Here is a 15687-nt window from a genome sequence, read left to right as displayed (position 1 = left end):
GTTTTTTCAAAATTCCCTGTCCTAATGACTGAAACCTAATAAAACCGGGGCTTTCAAGGTCGATCTGTTTAAGCTTGACGTCGTGGTTCTTCTAGTGTTGCACCATCAAAGAGCATGGGTATTAGCACACAAATGTTACTGGTCCACCCTCGCGGGTGAGTAGACGGCGGATGCTCGACATTTTCAGCGTAGACGCAGTGTGCAGATTTGGTGCAAAAAATTTTCAAAGCTGTACGAAATTCGTACAGTGAAGACCTCGAATACAGGTCTATATCCGCTGGTAGGTCGTTGATTTTTTGACGAAGCGCCGAGGTCTGGTGCTGAGGTGGTGCGTCGAGAATGAAAATGTTCAGTACCGGGGCACTCGTGCGTTGAGCGTTTGTATCGGGTCGCCGACTCGAGGGGGGGCCTGTTTTTTCGCAGTGATCCGTGCGGCGTTCGCGGGTATGCTGCTGTTATATACGGGCGGTTAGCCTTCGGGCTGGGCGCTAAACTGAGTCTCATGCAAAGTGCGGGAGTGCACGCGGTGTTCGCCTTAGATCCACGACTTGAACAAGACACCCTGCCGATTGGGGATTTCCCACTAAGTCGGTTGTTGCTGTCCAATGATTCGAATTATCCCTGGTTCATCCTGGTGCCGCGTCGGGAGGATATCAGCGAGTTGTTTCAACTGGATGTCGCCGACCAGCAGCAATTGTGGCGGGAAACAACCGAGTTGGCCGAAGCGCTCAAGGATTCGTTCGACGCCGACAAGTTGAATGTCGCGACCCTGGGTAATGTTGTCAGTCAGCTACACATGCATGTCATTGTGCGTAAGCGCAATGATGCCGCCTGGCCAGCCCCGGTTTGGGGAAAACACCCGGCCAAGCCTTACAGTGCCGAAGAAGTGGCAGTAATTCGCGAACGGCTGCGTTTGGTTTTGACCGATGAATTCACGTTTCTGGAGGGCTGAATCATGAGCCTGGAAGAGCGCGTTACCGAACTTGAAAGTCGTCTGGCGTTTCAGGATGACACTATTGAAGCGATGAATGACGTGCTGGTGATACAGCAGCGAGTGGTCGAGCGCTTGCAGTTGCAAATGGCAGCGTTGCTCAAGCGTCAGGAGGAGATGGTCGGTCAGTTCGAGTCTTTCGAAGAAGAGGCTCCGCCGCCGCATTATTAAGTGCTGGCCAAGGCAACTAATCGGCAGGCAAAAAAAAACCGCGATGCAGCCAGGCTGCATCGCGGTTTTTTAGTGTGGGCGCAGCGGTACTGAAATCAGCGACGCGGCAACGCGGCGATCACGTCTTCAGCTTGCAGGCCCTTGTCACGGTTCATGACGGAGAACTCCACGCGCTGGCCTTCGACCAGGACGCGGTGACCTTCGCCACGGATTGCACGGAAGTGCACAAAAATATCGTCTCCGGAATCGCGAGAAATGAAACCGAAGCCTTTGGAGGTGTTGAACCATTTGACGGTGCCGGTATCACGATTGGTCATGTCGTAATTTTGCGTAGCGGCAGCAGGAGAGGATTTATAAAAGCTGATGGACAGGTGCAGAAGTACGGCGATCAGGGCGACGATGAGGCTAAGCAGAACGGCTGGCTGACCACCAATGACCGGCATCGGTGCGAGGAGTGTCAGGGTTTGCACGACAACGGCAAGCACCAGCAAGGCGCTGACCAGATTTTGCAGTTGGTGACGTGGACCTTTGTTCCAGTAAGGGATAACCGGTGCGAGGGTCAGGTTGAGCAAGCCGAAGAACGCCAGGTACAGCGCGTCAGGTTGTTGCAGGTAAGGTAAGGCTTCGGTTCGCAAGCTAGGGATAAAGGACAGCAGCAGAGCCGCTGCGCCCGTTAGCAGGTGGACGATTTTCAACATTTTGATTAACTCACGTTAAGACGGATCACAAGGAAGAGCTGATTGAGCACGGTTCGCTTCTGAACAATGGGAGGCGCTGGACACGTACCCGGTATCAGCCTATGCGCTGCACCCAGGGAAATAGAGGCAGCGACACGCCTCTATTTAACAGCAAAGCCCCGGCCTTCTCAAATCAAGTGCAGAGGGCGCGGGGCAGGAGAGACCGACGGTCTGCGCGGCGCTGCCCGCAGTGTCACCTGAAGGCTTGTTCTAGAGAGCTCAAGGCCGGCAGCGGGCAGGGAAGGTACCTTGAATTCGCAGGGTTGAAGGCCTCAGGCCAATTTGTCGCAGTGCCGTCAGTGCGTTCCCGATCCTTCGCGCGACAGGCTCCTCTGATGGGGCAATGTCCGAGCCCTTTGCGGCGTCTTTCGCTCTGTGGTTTTGACTTTTCCTGCAATGAAGTTCTGCTTTATAGATGAATGTAGGACCGTGTTAACAGTCTCCCTGCTGTTGTTGGCTTGTCCTACGTTGATGGTCATAAAGTCATCTGGATAATCACTATCCGCTTGCGTTTCTATAAGGAATCAGAGGGTTGTTCTGATTGAAATCAAGTATGACAAAGGAGTGTCAAGGGTATGGTTCAAGGAATAGTGCAGGGAACTCGGGAGGCAGTCAGGTTTCAAGACGCCAAAAAAGATCCCTTTGTCAGGGAGTTTGATATGGGGCTGGCACAACCCTTGTCCCGATCAGTGCGTTTGAATGGATTTGCCACCTGTTTGCGTCTTGAGCAGGTCTATTGGGATATTTTGGCCCGGATGGCGAAAATCAATTGTTGCTCGGTGAGCGCGTTGCTTTCCTACGTGGACAGAGAGGTGCACCTGCGTCATGGCGGGGTGAAAAATTTCAGCGGGCTGGTCCGGGTGGTGTGCGTTGTACACAGTTTGAATGAGGACGCCTGTAGCGTTGAATAACGTGCAGGTCCGTGGTGGGGACGGCTCGTGTGGTCAGGCGTCATCCGGTTGAGCGTACGCCTGTGCAGTGTTACGGCTGCACAGGCTCGATTTAATGGATATAATCCCGCCCTTTGCCGCGAAACCCGACGTTTGCGCGGTAATAATCTGATTGCCGAGACAACCCCATGCCGATGTACGACTATCAATGTGCTTCCTGTGGTCATCAGTTGGAAGCCATTCAGAAGATCAGCGCAGCACCGTTGGTCGACTGCCCTGCCTGCCAGGCACCCGAGCTTAAGAAAATGCTGTCCATGCCAGGCTTCCGCCTCAGCGGCACCGGCTGGTACGAGACCGATTTCAAAACCGGTTCGAAGAAGAATCTGGCCGGCGGCGACAAAGCTGACTAAGTTGAACGACACGCGTGAGCTCTTGCATCATCAGGCACCTTATTGAAGTGCGGTGGTGCGGCAAGGCCTCCAAACGAATTTCGAATTACGAGAAGTGAAACCACTACCATGATGCGCAGCCATTATTGCGGCCAACTGAACGAAAGCCTGGAAGGTCAGGAAGTTACCCTTTGCGGATGGGTCCACCGTCGTCGTGACCACGGCGGGGTGATCTTCCTCGATATCCGTGATCGTGAAGGTCTGGCCCAGGTGGTATTCGATCCGGATCGCGCCGACACCTTCGCTGCCGCCGACCGTGTGCGCAGCGAATACGTGGTCAAGATCACCGGTAAGGTGCGCCTGCGTCCAGCCGGTGCCGGTAATGCCAACATGGCTTCGGGCATGATCGAAGTGCTGGGCTACGAGCTGGAAGTATTGAACGAAGCGGAAACCCCGCCGTTCCCGCTCAACGAGTTCTCCGACGTTGGCGAAGAAACCCGCCTGCGTTATCGCTTCATCGACCTGCGTCGTCCGGAAATGCTCGAGAAGCTGCGTCTGCGTTCGCGCATGACCACCAGCATCCGTCGCTATCTGGACGAGAACGGCTTCCTCGACGTCGAGACGCCGATCCTGACTCGTGCAACCCCAGAGGGCGCGCGTGACTATCTGGTGCCGAGCCGCACTCACGCAGGCAGCTTCTTCGCCTTGCCGCAATCGCCGCAGCTGTTCAAGCAACTGCTGATGGTTGCCGGCTTCGATCGTTACTACCAGATCGCCAAGTGCTTCCGTGACGAAGACCTGCGTGCCGACCGTCAGCCGGAATTCACCCAGATCGACATCGAGACCAGCTTCCTCAACGAAGCCGAGATCATGGGCCTGACCGAAGGCATGATCCGCAACCTGTTCAAGGAAGTGCTGGGTCTGGAATTCGGTGAATTCCCGCACATGACCTGGGACGAGGCCATGCGTCGTTACGGTTCCGACAAGCCGGACCTGCGTAACCCGCTGGAACTGGTTGACGTTGCCGACCAGCTCAAGGAAGTCGATTTCAAGGTCTTCAGTGGCCCGGCCAACGACCCGAAAAGCCGTATCGCCGCTCTGCGCGTTCCAGGCGGGGCGAGCATGCCGCGCAGCAAGATCGACGACTACACCAAGTTCGTCGGCATCTACGGTGCCAAGGGCCTGGCGTACATCAAGGTCAACGAGCGCGCCAAAGGCGTTGAAGGCCTGCAATCGCCGATTGTCAAAAATATCCCTGAAGCCAACCTCAATGTGATCCTCGATCGCGTTGGCGCGGTTGATGGCGACATCGTGTTCTTCGGTGCCGACAAGGCCAAGATTGTCAGCGAAGCGCTGGGCGCACTGCGGATCAAGGTCGGTAACGACCTGAACCTGCTGACCTGCGAGTGGGCACCGATGTGGGTTGTCGACTTCCCGATGTTCGAAGAGAACGACGACGGCAGCTTCACCGCCTTGCACCACCCGTTCACCGCGCCGAAGTGCACGCCGCAAGAGCTCGAAGCCAACCCGGCGACCGCTCTGTCGCGTGCCTACGACATGGTGCTGAACGGCACCGAGCTGGGTGGCGGTTCGATCCGTATCCACCGCAAGGAAATGCAGCAATCGGTCTTCCGTCTGCTGGGTATCAGCGAAGCGGAACAGGAAGAGAAATTCGGCTTCCTGCTCGACGCCCTGAAATACGGCGCGCCGCCGCACGGTGGCCTGGCTTTCGGTCTCGACCGTCTGGTGATGCTGATGACCGGCGCCCAGTCGATCCGTGAAGTGATTGCCTTCCCGAAAACCCAGAGCGCTGCCTGCGTCATGACTCAGGCTCCTGGCCTGGTCGACGCCAAGGCGCTGCGCGAGCTGCACATTCGCCTGCGCGAACAGCCTAAGGCTGAGTAAAACTGAATTCCCTGGCGCATCGCTGATGCGCCAGGGTGTCAGCCCCAGATTGTGTTGCCCGTTCGCCTTCATGGGCGTGCGGGCATTGTTTTATAGAGAATTGTTTTAAAGAGAATTCGGAGCGAGTGTTATGGCGGGTCATTCCAAGTGGGCGAACATCAAGCACCGCAAAGAACGTCAGGATGCCAAGAAGGGCAAGATTTTCACCAAGTGGATTCGTGAACTGACTGTCGCGGCCCGTCAGGGTGGCGGTGATCCGGGCTCCAACCCGCGTTTGCGTCTGGCGCTGGACAAAGCCCTTGGCGCGAACATGAGCCGTGACATCATCGATCGCGCGGTGGCTCGTGGTGCTGGCGCTGCCGATACCGACGACATGGTCGAGCTGAGCTATGAAGGTTACGGTCCGGGCGGCGTAGCGGTGATGGTCGAGTGCATGACCGACAACCGCAACCGCACCGCAGCGGCTGTCCGTCACGCGTTCAGCAAATGTGGCGGCAACCTCGGGACCGACGGTTCGGTGGCCTACCTGTTCGAGCGCAAGGGGCAGATTTCCTTCGCGCCTGCCACTGATAAAGAAGGCATCGACGAAGATGCGCTGATGGAAGCGGCCATGGAAGCCGACGCCGATGACGTGGTCACCCACGAAGACGGCTCGATTGACGTGTTCACTTCGTTCGCCGGCTTCTATTCGGTTCGTAATGCCCTGGAAGCTGCCGGCTTCAAAGGTCATGACGCGGAAATCGTCATGCTGCCGACTACCAGTGCCGAACTGGACCTGGAAGGCGCCGAGAAGGTCCTCAAGCTGATCGACATGCTCGAAGACCTGGATGACGTGCAGAACGTTTATTCCAATGCAGACATCCCGGAATCGGTGGCCGCGCAACTGGGCTGACGGGCGACGCAGATCTGCTGTGGGAGCCGGGCTTGCCCGCGATGGCGTCGGCAGGCTCGACATTGATCTTGGATGTTCTACCGCTATCGCGGGCAAGCCCGGCTCCCACAGGGTTCTCGGCAGGGCTGCAAAATGTGCACCCGGCACAGCCTGCTCTGTGCTGGCCTCACTCTCTAAACCCGCAGGCGTTATGACTTTAATTCTTGGTATCGACCCCGGTTCGCGCATTACCGGTTACGGCGTGGTACGCGATACCGGCCGTGGCTGCGTGTACGTCGCCTCGGGCTGCATTCGTACCGGCAGCGGCGAGTTGCATGAGCGGCTGCAAATTGTTTACCGCGGTGTGCGTGAAGTTATCCAGACCTACGGCCCGGTCACCATGGGGATCGAAAAGGTCTTTATGGCCCGTAATGCCGACTCGGCCCTGAAGCTGGGCCAGGCGCGCGGCGCCGCGATCGTTGCCGGCGCCGAAGAAAACCTCGAAATCGCCGAATACACCGCAACTCAGGTCAAACAGGCGGTGACCGGGACGGGGGCGGCGAATAAAGAGCAGGTGCAGATGATGGTCATGCACATGCTGAAACTGACCAGCAAGCCGCAAATCGATGCCTCGGACGCCCTGGCAATCGCCATTTGTCACGCTCATACCCGTTCCAGCCTGTTACCCCATGGTCTGGGGACGGCTCGCAGTCGTGGCGGTCGCCTTCGCCTCTGATCTGATAGCATCAGCCCACTCATTTTATCCGTTGAGCGTTTTGCGCCTGTTTTGTCGGCCGCCACGCTCACTTTGGTACTCGTCAGCCAGATCTGGCCAACGCTTAAGGATTTGAAACGTGATTGGACGTTTGCGCGGCACCTTGGCTGAGAAACAGCCGCCGCACCTGATTCTGGATGTAAATGGTCTGGGCTATGAGCTGGAAGTGCCGATGACCACGCTTTATCGACTGCCGTCGGTCGGAGAGCCGATCACCTTGCACACCCATTTGGTCGTGCGTGAAGACGCCCAGTTGCTCTACGGTTTCATTGGCAAGCGTGAGCGCGATTTTTTCCGTGAACTGATCCGCCTCAATGGCGTAGGCCCCAAGTTGGCGCTGGCCTTGATGTCGAGCCTTGAAGTCGATGAGCTGGTGCGCTGCGTGCAGGCGCAGGACACGTCGGCGCTGACCAAGGTGCCGGGCGTCGGCAAGAAGACCGCCGAGCGTTTGCTGGTAGAACTCAAGGATCGCTTCAAGGCCTGGGAAACCGTGCCGAGCATGTTCGCGCTGGTGCCTAATCAGCCGGATGCGCCAATGCCGGTGGTCACCGCCGAAAATGACGCGGTGAGTGCGCTGATTTCCCTGGGCTACAAGCCGCAGGAAGCCAGCAAGGCGATTTCTGCCATCAAGGAGAAAGGCTTGAGCAGTGAAGACCTGATTCGTCGCGCCCTGAAGGGAATGATTTAAGTGATTGAAGCTGATCGTCTGATCGCCGCCACGGGTGGCCCCCGTGACCGCGAGGAAGTCCAGGACCGCGCGATTCGTCCCGTCAGCCTGGCCGAATACATCGGCCAGCCGACGGTTCGCGAGCAGATGGAGTTGTTCATCCAGGCTGCCCGTGGGCGCAACGAGTCCCTTGATCACACGCTGATCTTCGGCCCGCCGGGGTTGGGTAAAACCACTTTGGCCAACATCATTGCCCAGGAAATGGGTGTGTCGATCAAAAGCACCTCGGGGCCGGTCCTCGAGCGTCCGGGTGATCTGGCGGCGCTGCTGACCAACCTTGAACCGCATGATGTGCTGTTCATCGACGAGATCCATCGGCTGTCGCCGATTGTCGAAGAAGTGCTGTACCCGGCCATGGAAGACTTCCAGCTCGACATCATGATCGGTGAGGGGCCGGCGGCGCGTTCGATCAAGCTCGACCTGCCACCGTTCACCCTGGTCGGCGCCACCACGCGGGCCGGGATGCTGACCAATCCGTTGCGTGACCGTTTCGGTATCGTTCAGCGCCTGGAGTTCTATAGCACGGCGGATCTGGCGACCATCGTCAGTCGCTCGGCGAACATCCTCGGCTTGCCGCTGGACCCGGAGGGTGCCTTTGAAATTGCCCGTCGGGCCCGTGGTACGCCGCGTATTGCCAACCGCTTGTTGCGTCGGGTGCGCGATTTTGCCGAAGTCCGGGCCAAGGGGCATATCACTAAACCCATTGCCGACTTGGCGTTGAACCTGCTGGACGTCGATGAGCGTGGTTTCGATCATCAGGACCGGCGTTTGCTGTTGACCATGATCGAGAAGTTCGATGGCGGCCCGGTCGGGGTGGACAGTCTCGCGGCGGCGATCAGCGAAGAGCGGCACACCATCGAGGACGTGCTGGAGCCTTATCTGATTCAACAGGGCTATATCATGCGGACCCCGCGTGGGCGGGTCGTGACCCGGCATGCGTACTTGCATTTCGGTTTGAATATCCCGTCACGGTTGGGTGAAATGCCCGTGGTAGACGAGTTTCTTGATGCAGTAGACGAATGACGACCTCTGCGTGCCGATTTATTTCGGCTTTGTGCGGTCCTAGGGGACTGCGATTGCCGATCTTTCGCACGAAAGTCGTTCGAGAATGAAAAAACAGTTGCCTGGCCGGATTGGCAACCTGAGGAGTAAGCACTAGAGTATGCGCGCGCAAAACGGGCTTGAGTCGTTCGCACATCGTTGTCGCGTTTATTACGAGGACACCGATGCCGGCGGCATCGTGTATTACGTTAATTACCTTAAGTTTATGGAGCGGGCTCGAACCGAGCGGCTACGGGAGCTGGGCTTTGCCCAATCGCAGCTTGCTGGTGAGGACCTGTTGTTCGTCGTGCATTCCAGCGAAGCGCGCTATCACGCGCCGGCGCGACTGGACGACGAGCTTCTGGTAAGTGCAGAAGTAATCGAATTGAACCGCGTCAGCCTGCGCTTTAAACAGCAGGTCAGGCGAGCCGCGGATAATGCACTGCTCTGCGAAGGGCAGTTTTTGGTGGCCTGTGTGCGCACCCATAGTTTGAAACCCCGGGCCATTCCCGAAGCTCTACGTGCGGCCTTTGCCGACGTGAGCGGCGCGGGTACACACTCAGAGCAGGAGATAAAGCGTGGAAGCTAACGTCGTCGACCATTCCTCCATGTGGAGCCTGGTCAGCAATGCCAGCGTTGTGGTGCAGTTGGTAATGCTGATTCTGGTAGCCGCATCGGTGACCTCGTGGATCATGATCTTTCAGCGCAGCAACTTGCTGCGCGCCGGTCGGCGTGCCCTGGAGAGCTTTGAAGAGCGCTTCTGGTCCGGCATCGACCTGTCCAAACTCTACCGTCAGGCCGGCAGCAACCCTGACCCGGATTCCGGCGTAGAGCAGATCTTCCGTGCAGGCTTCAAGGAATTCTCCCGTCTGCGTCAGCAGCCAGGCGTTGATCCGGAAGCGGTCATGGAAGGTGTGGCACGTGCCATGCGCGTGGCCATTTCCCGCGAAGAAGAAAAGCTCGAGCAGAGCCTGCCGTTCCTTGCGACCGTCGGTTCCGTCAGCCCGTACATCGGCCTGTTCGGTACAGTCTGGGGCATCATGAACTCCTTCCGTGGACTGGCAACTGCCCAGCAAGCGACCCTGGCCACCGTGGCTCCAGGTATTGCCGAGGCACTGGTTGCAACGGCAATCGGCCTGTTCGCGGCGATCCCGGCCGTTATCGCTTACAACCGTTTCGCTGCGCGCAGCGAAACCTTGCTCGGCCGTTACTACACCTTCGCCGATGAGTTCCAGGCGATCCTGCACCGCAAAGTGCACACCAGCGAAGAATAAGCAGGTAATTCCCAATGGCTTTAATCGCTCGAGCTCGCAAAAAGCGCAAGCCGGTTGCCGAGATGAACGTGGTGCCTTACATCGACGTGATGCTGGTACTGCTGGTCATCTTCATGGTGACCGCACCGATGCTCAATCAGGGCGTGAAAGTTGATCTGCCCAAGGTTTCCAGCGAAGCCTTGCCGCAAGACAACAACACTCAGGTTCTGACCATTTCGATCAAGGCTGACAAGACCTATTACTGGAACCTTGGCAGCGAAGTCGACACCGATAAACAGCAGGACAGGGCCATGACCCTGCCGCAGATGACCAGCGCCGTGACTAAAATCATCAGCGCCGGTAATGAAAACGGCAAGCACACCCAGGTCTTCATTCGCGGTGACAAGAGCGTCGATTACGGCTCCGTCATGGGCGCCATGGGTGGGTTGCAGAAAGCCGGGGTCGGTAATGTTGGCTTGATTACCGAGGCGCCCTGATGCAGCAACAGCGAGAGCCGACAGCCTCGGAAAGCTACTTCTGGCCTAGTGTCTGGGCGATAGGCCTGCACGTGCTGGTGTTTGGCATGCTGTTCGTCAGTTTTGCCATGACCCCGGAGCTGCCGCCGGCCAAGCCGATCGTCCAGGCGACCCTGTACCAACTGAAATCGAAAAGTCGGGCGACCACCCAGACCAATCAGAAGATTGCGGGTGAAGCGCAGAAATCCGCTGCGCGCCAGACCGAAGTCGAACAGATGGAACAGAAGAAGGTCGAGCAGGAAGCGGTGAAGGCTGCGGAACAAAAGAAAGAAGCGGCGGCTCAAAAAGCCGAGGAAGCCAAGAAGGCCGACGAGTCGAAGAAAGCGGAAGAGGCGAAGAAGGCTGATGAAGCCAAGAAAGCCGATGAAGCGAAGAAGACCGCCGAAGCCAAAAAGGCCGAACAGAAACAATTGGCTGATATAGCCAAGAAGAAAGCTGAAGAAGAAGCCAAGAAAGCCGCTGAAGAAGAGGCCAAGAAAGAGGCCGCTGAAGAAGCGAAGAAAAAGATAGTCGAAGACGCGAAGAAGAAAGCCGCGGAAGACGCCAAGAAGAAAGCTGAAGCGGACGAGGCGAAGAAAAAAGTCGCCGAGGATGCGAAGAAGAAAGCTGCTGCCGATGCTGCGAAGAAAAAATCGCAGGAAGCAGCGCGTAAATCTGCCGAAGAGAAAAAGGCTCAGGCCCTGGCTGATTTGCTTTCCGACACGCCGCAGCGTCAGCAAGCCTTGGCCGATGAGCAGGGCGATGAAACCGCGGGCAGTTTCGACGATCTGATTCGTGCTCGGGCAGCGGAAGGTTGGGCTCGTCCTCCTTCGGCACGCAAAGGCATGACGGTCGTGCTGCAAATCGGCATGCTGCCCGATGGTACGGTGACTTCGGTCAGCGTGGCCAAGTCCAGTGGCGATGGTCCGTTCGACTCGTCGGCTGTGGCAGCGGTCAAGAATATTGGACGTTTGACAGAAATGCAGGGAATGAAGCCGAGCGATTTCGCTCCGTATCGTTCATTCAAGATGACATTCACACCTGAGGATCTAGCCTTGTGAGAAACCTTCTTCGAGGAATGCTTGTCGTTATCTGCTGCCTGGCAGGGATGGCGGTAGCAGACGAAAAAAACATTCTGGTCACCAGCGGCAGTGATCGGGCTACCCCGATCGCAGTCGTACCGTTCGGCTTCCAGGGCGGCACCGTCCTGCCGGACGACATGGCCGAAATCATTGGTAATGACCTGCGTAACTCGGGCTACTACTCGCCAATTCCAAAGCAGCAAATGATCAGCCAGCCGAGCCAGGCCAGCGAAATCATTTTCCGTGACTGGAAGGCGATCAGCGCCCAGTACATCATGGTCGGCAGCATTGTTCCGGCAGGTGGTCGCCTGCAGGTGCAATACGCACTGTTCAACGTCGCGACCGAGCAGCAAGTGCTGACCGGTAGCGTGTCGGGTGGCGTCGATCAACTGCGCGACATGGCGCACTACATCGCCGACCAGTCGTTCGAAAAACTGACCGGCATCAAGGGCGCGTTCTCCACACGCCTGCTGTATGTAACGGCCGAGCGCTTTTCGGTGAACAACACGCGCTACACCTTGCAGCGTTCGGACTACGACGGTGCTCGTGCCGTGACCCTGCTGCAATCGCGTGAGCCGATCCTGTCGCCGCGTTTCGCTCCCGATGGCAAGCGCATCGCCTATGTGTCGTTCGAGCAGAAGCGTCCGCGCATTTTCATGCAGAACATCGACACCGGTCGCCGCGAGCAAATCACCAACTTCGAAGGCCTGAACGGCGCACCAGCCTGGTCGCCGGACGGTACTCGCCTGGCGTTTGTGCTGTCCAAGGACGGTAACCCGGACATCTACGTGATGAACCTGGGGTCGCGTCAGATCAATCGCGTAACGGCTGGCCCTGGCATCAACACCGAACCGTTCTGGGGTAAGGATGGTTCGACCATCTACTTCACCTCCGACCGTGGCGGCAAGCCGCAGATCTACAAGACCAACATCAATGGTGGTGGTGCGGAGCGTGTGACCTTTATCGGTAACTACAACGCCAACCCGAAACTGTCGGCTGACGAGAAGACGCTTGTCATGATTCACCGTCAGGATGGCTTCACCAATTTCCGGGTGGCGGCTCAGGATTTGCAGCGCGGTAGTGTAAAGATCCTGACAGACACCAACCTAGATGAGTCAGCCACTGTTGCGCCCAACGGCACCATGGTAATCTACGCCACCGCCCAGCAGGGCCGGGGAGTCTTGATGCTCGTGTCCATCAATGGACGCGTAAGGCTCCCGCTTCCTACCGCTCAAGGCGAAGTCAGAGAACCTTCCTGGTCCCCTTACCTGAACTGACGCGGCGCTACACGTTTTACTTAACACATTGGGGTTCATTAGGAGTTTCACGATGGAAATGCTGAAGTTTGGTAAGTTTGCTGCGCTGGCCCTGGCCATGGCTGTAGCTGTAGGTTGCTCGTCCAAAGGCGGCGACAACGCCGGTGCAGGCGCTGTAGATCCAAACGCTGGTTACGGCGCTAACACTGGTGCAGTTGACGGCTCCCTGAGCGAAGAAGCTGCTCTGCGCGCAATCACCACCTTCTACTTCGAATACGACAGTTCGGACCTGAAGCCAGAAGCCATGCGCGCTCTGGACGTTCACGCCAAAGACCTGAAAGGAAACGGCGCTCGCGTTGTTCTGGAAGGCAACACCGACGAACGTGGTACTCGTGAGTACAACATGGCACTGGGCGAGCGTCGTGCGAAAGCCGTTCAACGCTACCTGGTACTGCAAGGTGTTTCCCCAGCTCAGCTGGAACTGGTTTCCTACGGTAAAGAGCGTCCAGTTGCTACTGGCCACGACGAGCAGTCCTGGGCTCAAAACCGTCGCGTCGAACTGCGTAAGTAATTCGTCATGCGAACGTGCCGTCGTGCTGTAACTGTTCTGGCTCTCAGTCTCGCACCGCTTGCGGTGTGGGCTGCGGTTCCTGTGGTCGATGACAACTCCGGTTATAACAATAGCGGGAGCAGTTATCCGCCTGCGGGTTACGGTACGAACGGCGCCTATGCCGGGGGAGGGGTTACGGCCCCTGCCTCGGCACAAGGCGTGCTGTTCAACCAACTGCAACAAATGCAGGAGCAAATCGCGCGGCAACAGGGTGCGATCGAAGTTCTGCAAAATGATGTAGCGCGCATGAAGCAGGAAAACCTGGAGCGATATCAGGATCTTGATCGGCGTATTGGAACCGGCGGTGCACCCGCTGCGGCTCCTCAAAATTCTCCAGCCGGTGGCGATATGAATAATGCCGCCGGTGCAGCTGCAGGTGCGAGTGCTGCCACTCAAGCCCCTGCGGCCAGCAGCGAACCGGGTGATCCGGCGAAGGAAAAGCTCTATTACGATGCGGCCTTCGACCTGATCAAAGCCAAGGATTTCGACAAAGCCAGCCAGGCGTTTGCGGCATTCCTGCGCAAATACCCGAACAGTCAGTACGCGGGCAATGCCCAATACTGGTTGGGCGAAGTGAACCTGGCCAAGGGCGACCTGCAAGGTGCGGGTCAGGCTTTTGCCAAGGTTTCGCAGCTGTACCCCAAGCACGCCAAAGTGCCTGACTCGCTGTACAAGCTCGCTGATGTAGAGCGCCGCCTGGGTCATACCGACAAGGTCAAAGGCATTCTGCAGCAGGTGGTTTCCCAATACCCGGGTACTTCCGCCGCTCAGCTGGCCCAACGCGATTTGCAGCGCATGTAAGGCTGTTTGACCCGTTTACAAGAAACCCGCGCTTGCCGCGGGTTTTTTCGTTAGAATTCACCCCCCTTTTTTATGAAACACCGCTTTTTGGGATCTGCGCGTTGGCGGGGTTCCTTTAAGTGCCTGACGGAGGCGGACAGCCTGTTTAGCTGTTACGCCCGTGGCGACTATGCAAGACACATTGAGAATTACCGAAGTTTTTTACTCGTTGCAGGGTGAAACGCGGACTGCCGGGCTGCCCACTGTATTTGTGCGCCTGACCGGTTGCCCATTGCGTTGCCAATACTGCGACAGCGCCTATGCCTTCACTGGCGGCACCGTTCGCCCGCTCGACGATATCCTCGAGCAAGTGGCCGGCTTTCGTCCGCGCTACGTCTGTGTCACCGGCGGTGAGCCGTTGGCACAACCTAACGCTATCCCTTTGCTCAAGCAGCTGTGTGACGCCGGTTACGAGGTGTCGCTGGAAACCAGCGGCGCCCTGGATATTTCGGCGGTTGATCCACGGGTCAGCCGAGTGCTCGACCTGAAAACACCCGGGTCGAAAGAAGCGCATCGCAATCTCTACGAGAACATCGCACTGCTGACGGCCAACGATCAGGTCAAGTTCGTGATCTGCTCTCGCGAAGACTACGACTGGGCGGTGTCCAAGCTGATTCAGTACGGTCTTGACCAGCGTGCCGGCGAAGTCCTGTTCTCGCCGAGTCACCATGACTTGAGCGCGCGCGAGCTGGCTGACTGGATTGTCGCGGACAACCTGCCAGTGCGCCTGCAATTGCAGTTGCATAAATATCTTTGGAACGACGAGCCGGGGCGCTGAAATGACTGAGCAACTGAACAAGGCAGAAAAACGCGCAGTGATCCTGCTGTCTGGCGGTCTGGACTCGGCAACGGTCGTGGCGATGGCCCGTGCTGACGGTTACAGCTGCTACACCATGAGTTTCGACTATGGTCAGCGCCACCGTGCCGAGTTGCAGGCTGCCGAACGTGTAGCGCGCGATCTGGGCGTGATCGAGCATAAGGTGATTGGCCTGAACCTGAACGGCATTGGTGGCTCGGCGTTGACCGACAGTTCCATCGATGTGCCTGAGGCGCCGAGCGAAGGTATCCCGATCACTTACGTGCCGGCCCGCAATACTGTGTTCCTGTCCCTGGCATTGGGCTGGGCTGAGGTGCTCGGTGCGCGCGACATTTTCATCGGCGTGAATGCGGTGGATTATTCCGGTTACCCGGATTGCCGTCCCGAGTTCATCGAAGCCTTCGAGCGCATGGCCAATCTGGCGACCAAGGCCGGGGTAGAGGGGAACGGTTTCCGTATCCAGGCACCGCTGCAAAACCTCAGCAAGGCGCAAATTGTCCAGGCGGGTGTGAAGCTTGGCGTCGACTATGGGCTGACGGTTTCCTGCTATCAAGCGGACGATAACGGCCGTGCATGCGGAAAATGCGACAGCTGCCGTCTGCGTGCAGAAGGCTTCCTGGCGGCCGGAATCAGCGACCCAACCGTTTATTTTTGATTTATTTCAAATTAGGTGTTGAATAGTCCTTAAAAATCAGTATTATACGCGCCACCACACAGCGGGTCGTTAGCTCAGTTGGTAGAGCAGTTGGCTTTTAACCAATTGGTCGTAGGTTCGAATCCCACACGACCCACCATTTTTATAGCAGTTCAGAAAATC

Annotated in this window: 19 protein-coding genes and 1 tRNA gene; 19 read left to right on the top strand and 1 reads right to left on the bottom strand. The window is 57.4% G+C overall.

Features of this window, described 5'->3' with window-relative positions:
* The first annotated feature begins 526 nt into the window (after positions 1–526).
* Entirely contained in the window at positions 527–952 is a 426-nt protein-coding gene (locus FPT12_RS17790; protein WP_145018126.1) for an HIT domain-containing protein, read from the top strand.
* Positions 953–955: 3 nt separating this feature from the next.
* Positions 956–1162 (top strand): SlyX family protein, encoded by a 207-nt coding sequence (locus FPT12_RS17785; protein WP_145017923.1) that lies wholly within the window; start codon positions 956–958, stop codon positions 1160–1162.
* A 95-nt stretch (positions 1163–1257) separates the two neighbouring features.
* Here FPT12_RS17785 and FPT12_RS28215 read toward each other — a convergent pair whose 3' ends face one another.
* The gene (locus FPT12_RS28215) at positions 1258–1860 is read right to left on the bottom strand and encodes a cold-shock protein (protein ID WP_145017921.1); all 603 of its coding nucleotides are present in this window, start codon (positions 1858–1860) and stop codon (positions 1258–1260) included.
* A gap of 614 nt (positions 1861–2474) precedes the next feature.
* On the opposite strand from FPT12_RS28215, the gene FPT12_RS17775 reads away from it, so the two are divergent.
* From FPT12_RS17775 to FPT12_RS17690, 17 genes are all read left to right on the top strand, one after another.
* Positions 2475–2810, top strand: a complete 336-nt coding sequence (locus FPT12_RS17775; RefSeq protein WP_145017919.1) for a ribbon-helix-helix domain-containing protein — start codon at positions 2475–2477, stop codon at positions 2808–2810.
* Positions 2811–2977: 167 nt separating this feature from the next.
* On the top strand, positions 2978–3199 hold the full coding sequence (locus tag FPT12_RS17770; protein ID WP_010457489.1) for an FmdB family zinc ribbon protein: 222 nt from the start codon (positions 2978–2980) through the stop codon (positions 3197–3199).
* A 108-nt stretch (positions 3200–3307) separates the two neighbouring features.
* Positions 3308–5083 (top strand): aspartate--tRNA ligase, encoded by a 1776-nt coding sequence (aspS, locus tag FPT12_RS17765; protein ID WP_145017917.1) that lies wholly within the window; start codon positions 3308–3310, stop codon positions 5081–5083.
* 130 nt (positions 5084–5213) lie between these two features.
* Complete coding sequence (locus FPT12_RS17760; protein ID WP_145017915.1) at positions 5214–5975, top strand: YebC/PmpR family DNA-binding transcriptional regulator; 762 nt, start codon at positions 5214–5216, stop codon at positions 5973–5975.
* 190 nt (positions 5976–6165) lie between these two features.
* Entirely contained in the window at positions 6166–6690 is a 525-nt protein-coding gene (ruvC, locus tag FPT12_RS17750; RefSeq protein ID WP_019693260.1) for a crossover junction endodeoxyribonuclease RuvC, read from the top strand.
* A 118-nt stretch (positions 6691–6808) separates the two neighbouring features.
* Positions 6809–7417 carry a Holliday junction branch migration protein RuvA gene (gene ruvA, locus FPT12_RS17745; protein WP_019693259.1) on the top strand — a complete coding sequence of 203 codons (609 nt, stop codon included), beginning with the start codon at positions 6809–6811 and terminating at the stop codon, positions 7415–7417.
* Positions 7418–8479: a Holliday junction branch migration DNA helicase RuvB gene (ruvB, locus tag FPT12_RS17740; protein ID WP_103315014.1), complete on the top strand. Its 1062-nt coding sequence runs from the start codon at positions 7418–7420 to the stop codon at positions 8477–8479. It abuts the gene before it with no gap.
* Between the two features lie 139 nt (positions 8480–8618).
* The gene (gene ybgC, locus FPT12_RS17735) at positions 8619–9086 is read left to right on the top strand and encodes a tol-pal system-associated acyl-CoA thioesterase (RefSeq protein ID WP_019693257.1); all 468 of its coding nucleotides are present in this window, start codon (positions 8619–8621) and stop codon (positions 9084–9086) included.
* Positions 9076–9771, top strand: a complete 696-nt coding sequence (tolQ, locus tag FPT12_RS17730; protein ID WP_145017913.1) for a protein TolQ — start codon at positions 9076–9078, stop codon at positions 9769–9771. The genes ybgC and tolQ overlap by 11 nt, the downstream gene beginning before the upstream one ends.
* Before the next feature lie 23 nt (positions 9772–9794).
* Complete coding sequence (tolR, locus tag FPT12_RS17725; RefSeq protein WP_162174768.1) at positions 9795–10247, top strand: protein TolR; 453 nt, start codon at positions 9795–9797, stop codon at positions 10245–10247.
* Positions 10247–11326 carry a cell envelope integrity protein TolA gene (tolA, locus tag FPT12_RS17720; RefSeq protein ID WP_145017911.1) on the top strand — a complete coding sequence of 360 codons (1080 nt, stop codon included), beginning with the start codon at positions 10247–10249 and terminating at the stop codon, positions 11324–11326. Before tolR ends, tolA begins: the two co-directional genes overlap by 1 nt.
* 47 nt (positions 11327–11373) lie before the next feature.
* The gene (gene tolB / locus FPT12_RS17715) at positions 11374–12624 is read left to right on the top strand and encodes a Tol-Pal system beta propeller repeat protein TolB (protein ID WP_371922574.1); all 1251 of its coding nucleotides are present in this window, start codon (positions 11374–11376) and stop codon (positions 12622–12624) included.
* A 52-nt stretch (positions 12625–12676) separates the two neighbouring features.
* Positions 12677–13174 (top strand): peptidoglycan-associated lipoprotein Pal, encoded by a 498-nt coding sequence (gene pal / locus FPT12_RS17710; RefSeq protein WP_054593710.1) that lies wholly within the window; start codon positions 12677–12679, stop codon positions 13172–13174.
* 6 nt (positions 13175–13180) lie between these two features.
* Positions 13181–14014: a tol-pal system protein YbgF gene (ybgF, locus tag FPT12_RS17705; RefSeq protein WP_054593709.1), complete on the top strand. Its 834-nt coding sequence runs from the start codon at positions 13181–13183 to the stop codon at positions 14012–14014.
* 169 nt (positions 14015–14183) lie between these two features.
* Entirely contained in the window at positions 14184–14831 is a 648-nt protein-coding gene (gene queE, locus FPT12_RS17700; RefSeq protein WP_123584226.1) for a 7-carboxy-7-deazaguanine synthase QueE, read from the top strand.
* A 1-nt stretch (position 14832) separates the two neighbouring features.
* Positions 14833–15525, top strand: a complete 693-nt coding sequence (gene queC / locus FPT12_RS17695) for a 7-cyano-7-deazaguanine synthase QueC (protein ID WP_145017907.1) — start codon at positions 14833–14835, stop codon at positions 15523–15525.
* A gap of 63 nt (positions 15526–15588) precedes the next feature.
* Positions 15589–15664, top strand: a tRNA-Lys gene (locus tag FPT12_RS17690).
* Positions 15665–15687: the final 23 nt, after the last annotated feature.

It is taken from the genome of Pseudomonas sp. H3(2019) (assembly GCF_007713465.1).
Lineage (GTDB): Bacteria > Pseudomonadota > Gammaproteobacteria > Pseudomonadales > Pseudomonadaceae > Aquipseudomonas.
This window is presented reverse-complemented; position numbering and strand designations above follow the sequence as displayed.

Coding starts and splice junctions, on each gene's coding strand:
- FPT12_RS17785 (WP_145017923.1), top strand. CDS start 956: ATGAGCCTGGAAGAGCGCGTTACCGAACTTGAAAGTCGTCTGGCGTTT.
- FPT12_RS17760 (WP_145017915.1), top strand. CDS start 5,214: ATGGCGGGTCATTCCAAGTGGGCGAACATCAAGCACCGCAAAGAACGT.
- aspS (WP_145017917.1), top strand. CDS start 3,308: ATGATGCGCAGCCATTATTGCGGCCAACTGAACGAAAGCCTGGAAGGT.
- queC (WP_145017907.1), top strand. CDS start 14,833: ATGACTGAGCAACTGAACAAGGCAGAAAAACGCGCAGTGATCCTGCTG.
- pal (WP_054593710.1), top strand. CDS start 12,677: ATGGAAATGCTGAAGTTTGGTAAGTTTGCTGCGCTGGCCCTGGCCATG.
- ybgC (WP_019693257.1), top strand. CDS start 8,619: ATGCGCGCGCAAAACGGGCTTGAGTCGTTCGCACATCGTTGTCGCGTT.
- FPT12_RS17775 (WP_145017919.1), top strand. CDS start 2,475: ATGGTTCAAGGAATAGTGCAGGGAACTCGGGAGGCAGTCAGGTTTCAA.
- tolB (WP_371922574.1), top strand. CDS start 11,374: ATGGCGGTAGCAGACGAAAAAAACATTCTGGTCACCAGCGGCAGTGAT.
- queE (WP_123584226.1), top strand. CDS start 14,184: ATGCAAGACACATTGAGAATTACCGAAGTTTTTTACTCGTTGCAGGGT.
- FPT12_RS17770 (WP_010457489.1), top strand. CDS start 2,978: ATGCCGATGTACGACTATCAATGTGCTTCCTGTGGTCATCAGTTGGAA.
- ruvC (WP_019693260.1), top strand. CDS start 6,166: ATGACTTTAATTCTTGGTATCGACCCCGGTTCGCGCATTACCGGTTAC.
- tolA (WP_145017911.1), top strand. CDS start 10,247: ATGCAGCAACAGCGAGAGCCGACAGCCTCGGAAAGCTACTTCTGGCCT.
- ybgF (WP_054593709.1), top strand. CDS start 13,181: ATGCGAACGTGCCGTCGTGCTGTAACTGTTCTGGCTCTCAGTCTCGCA.
- FPT12_RS28215 (WP_145017921.1), bottom strand. CDS start 1,860: ATGTTGAAAATCGTCCACCTGCTAACGGGCGCAGCGGCTCTGCTGCTG.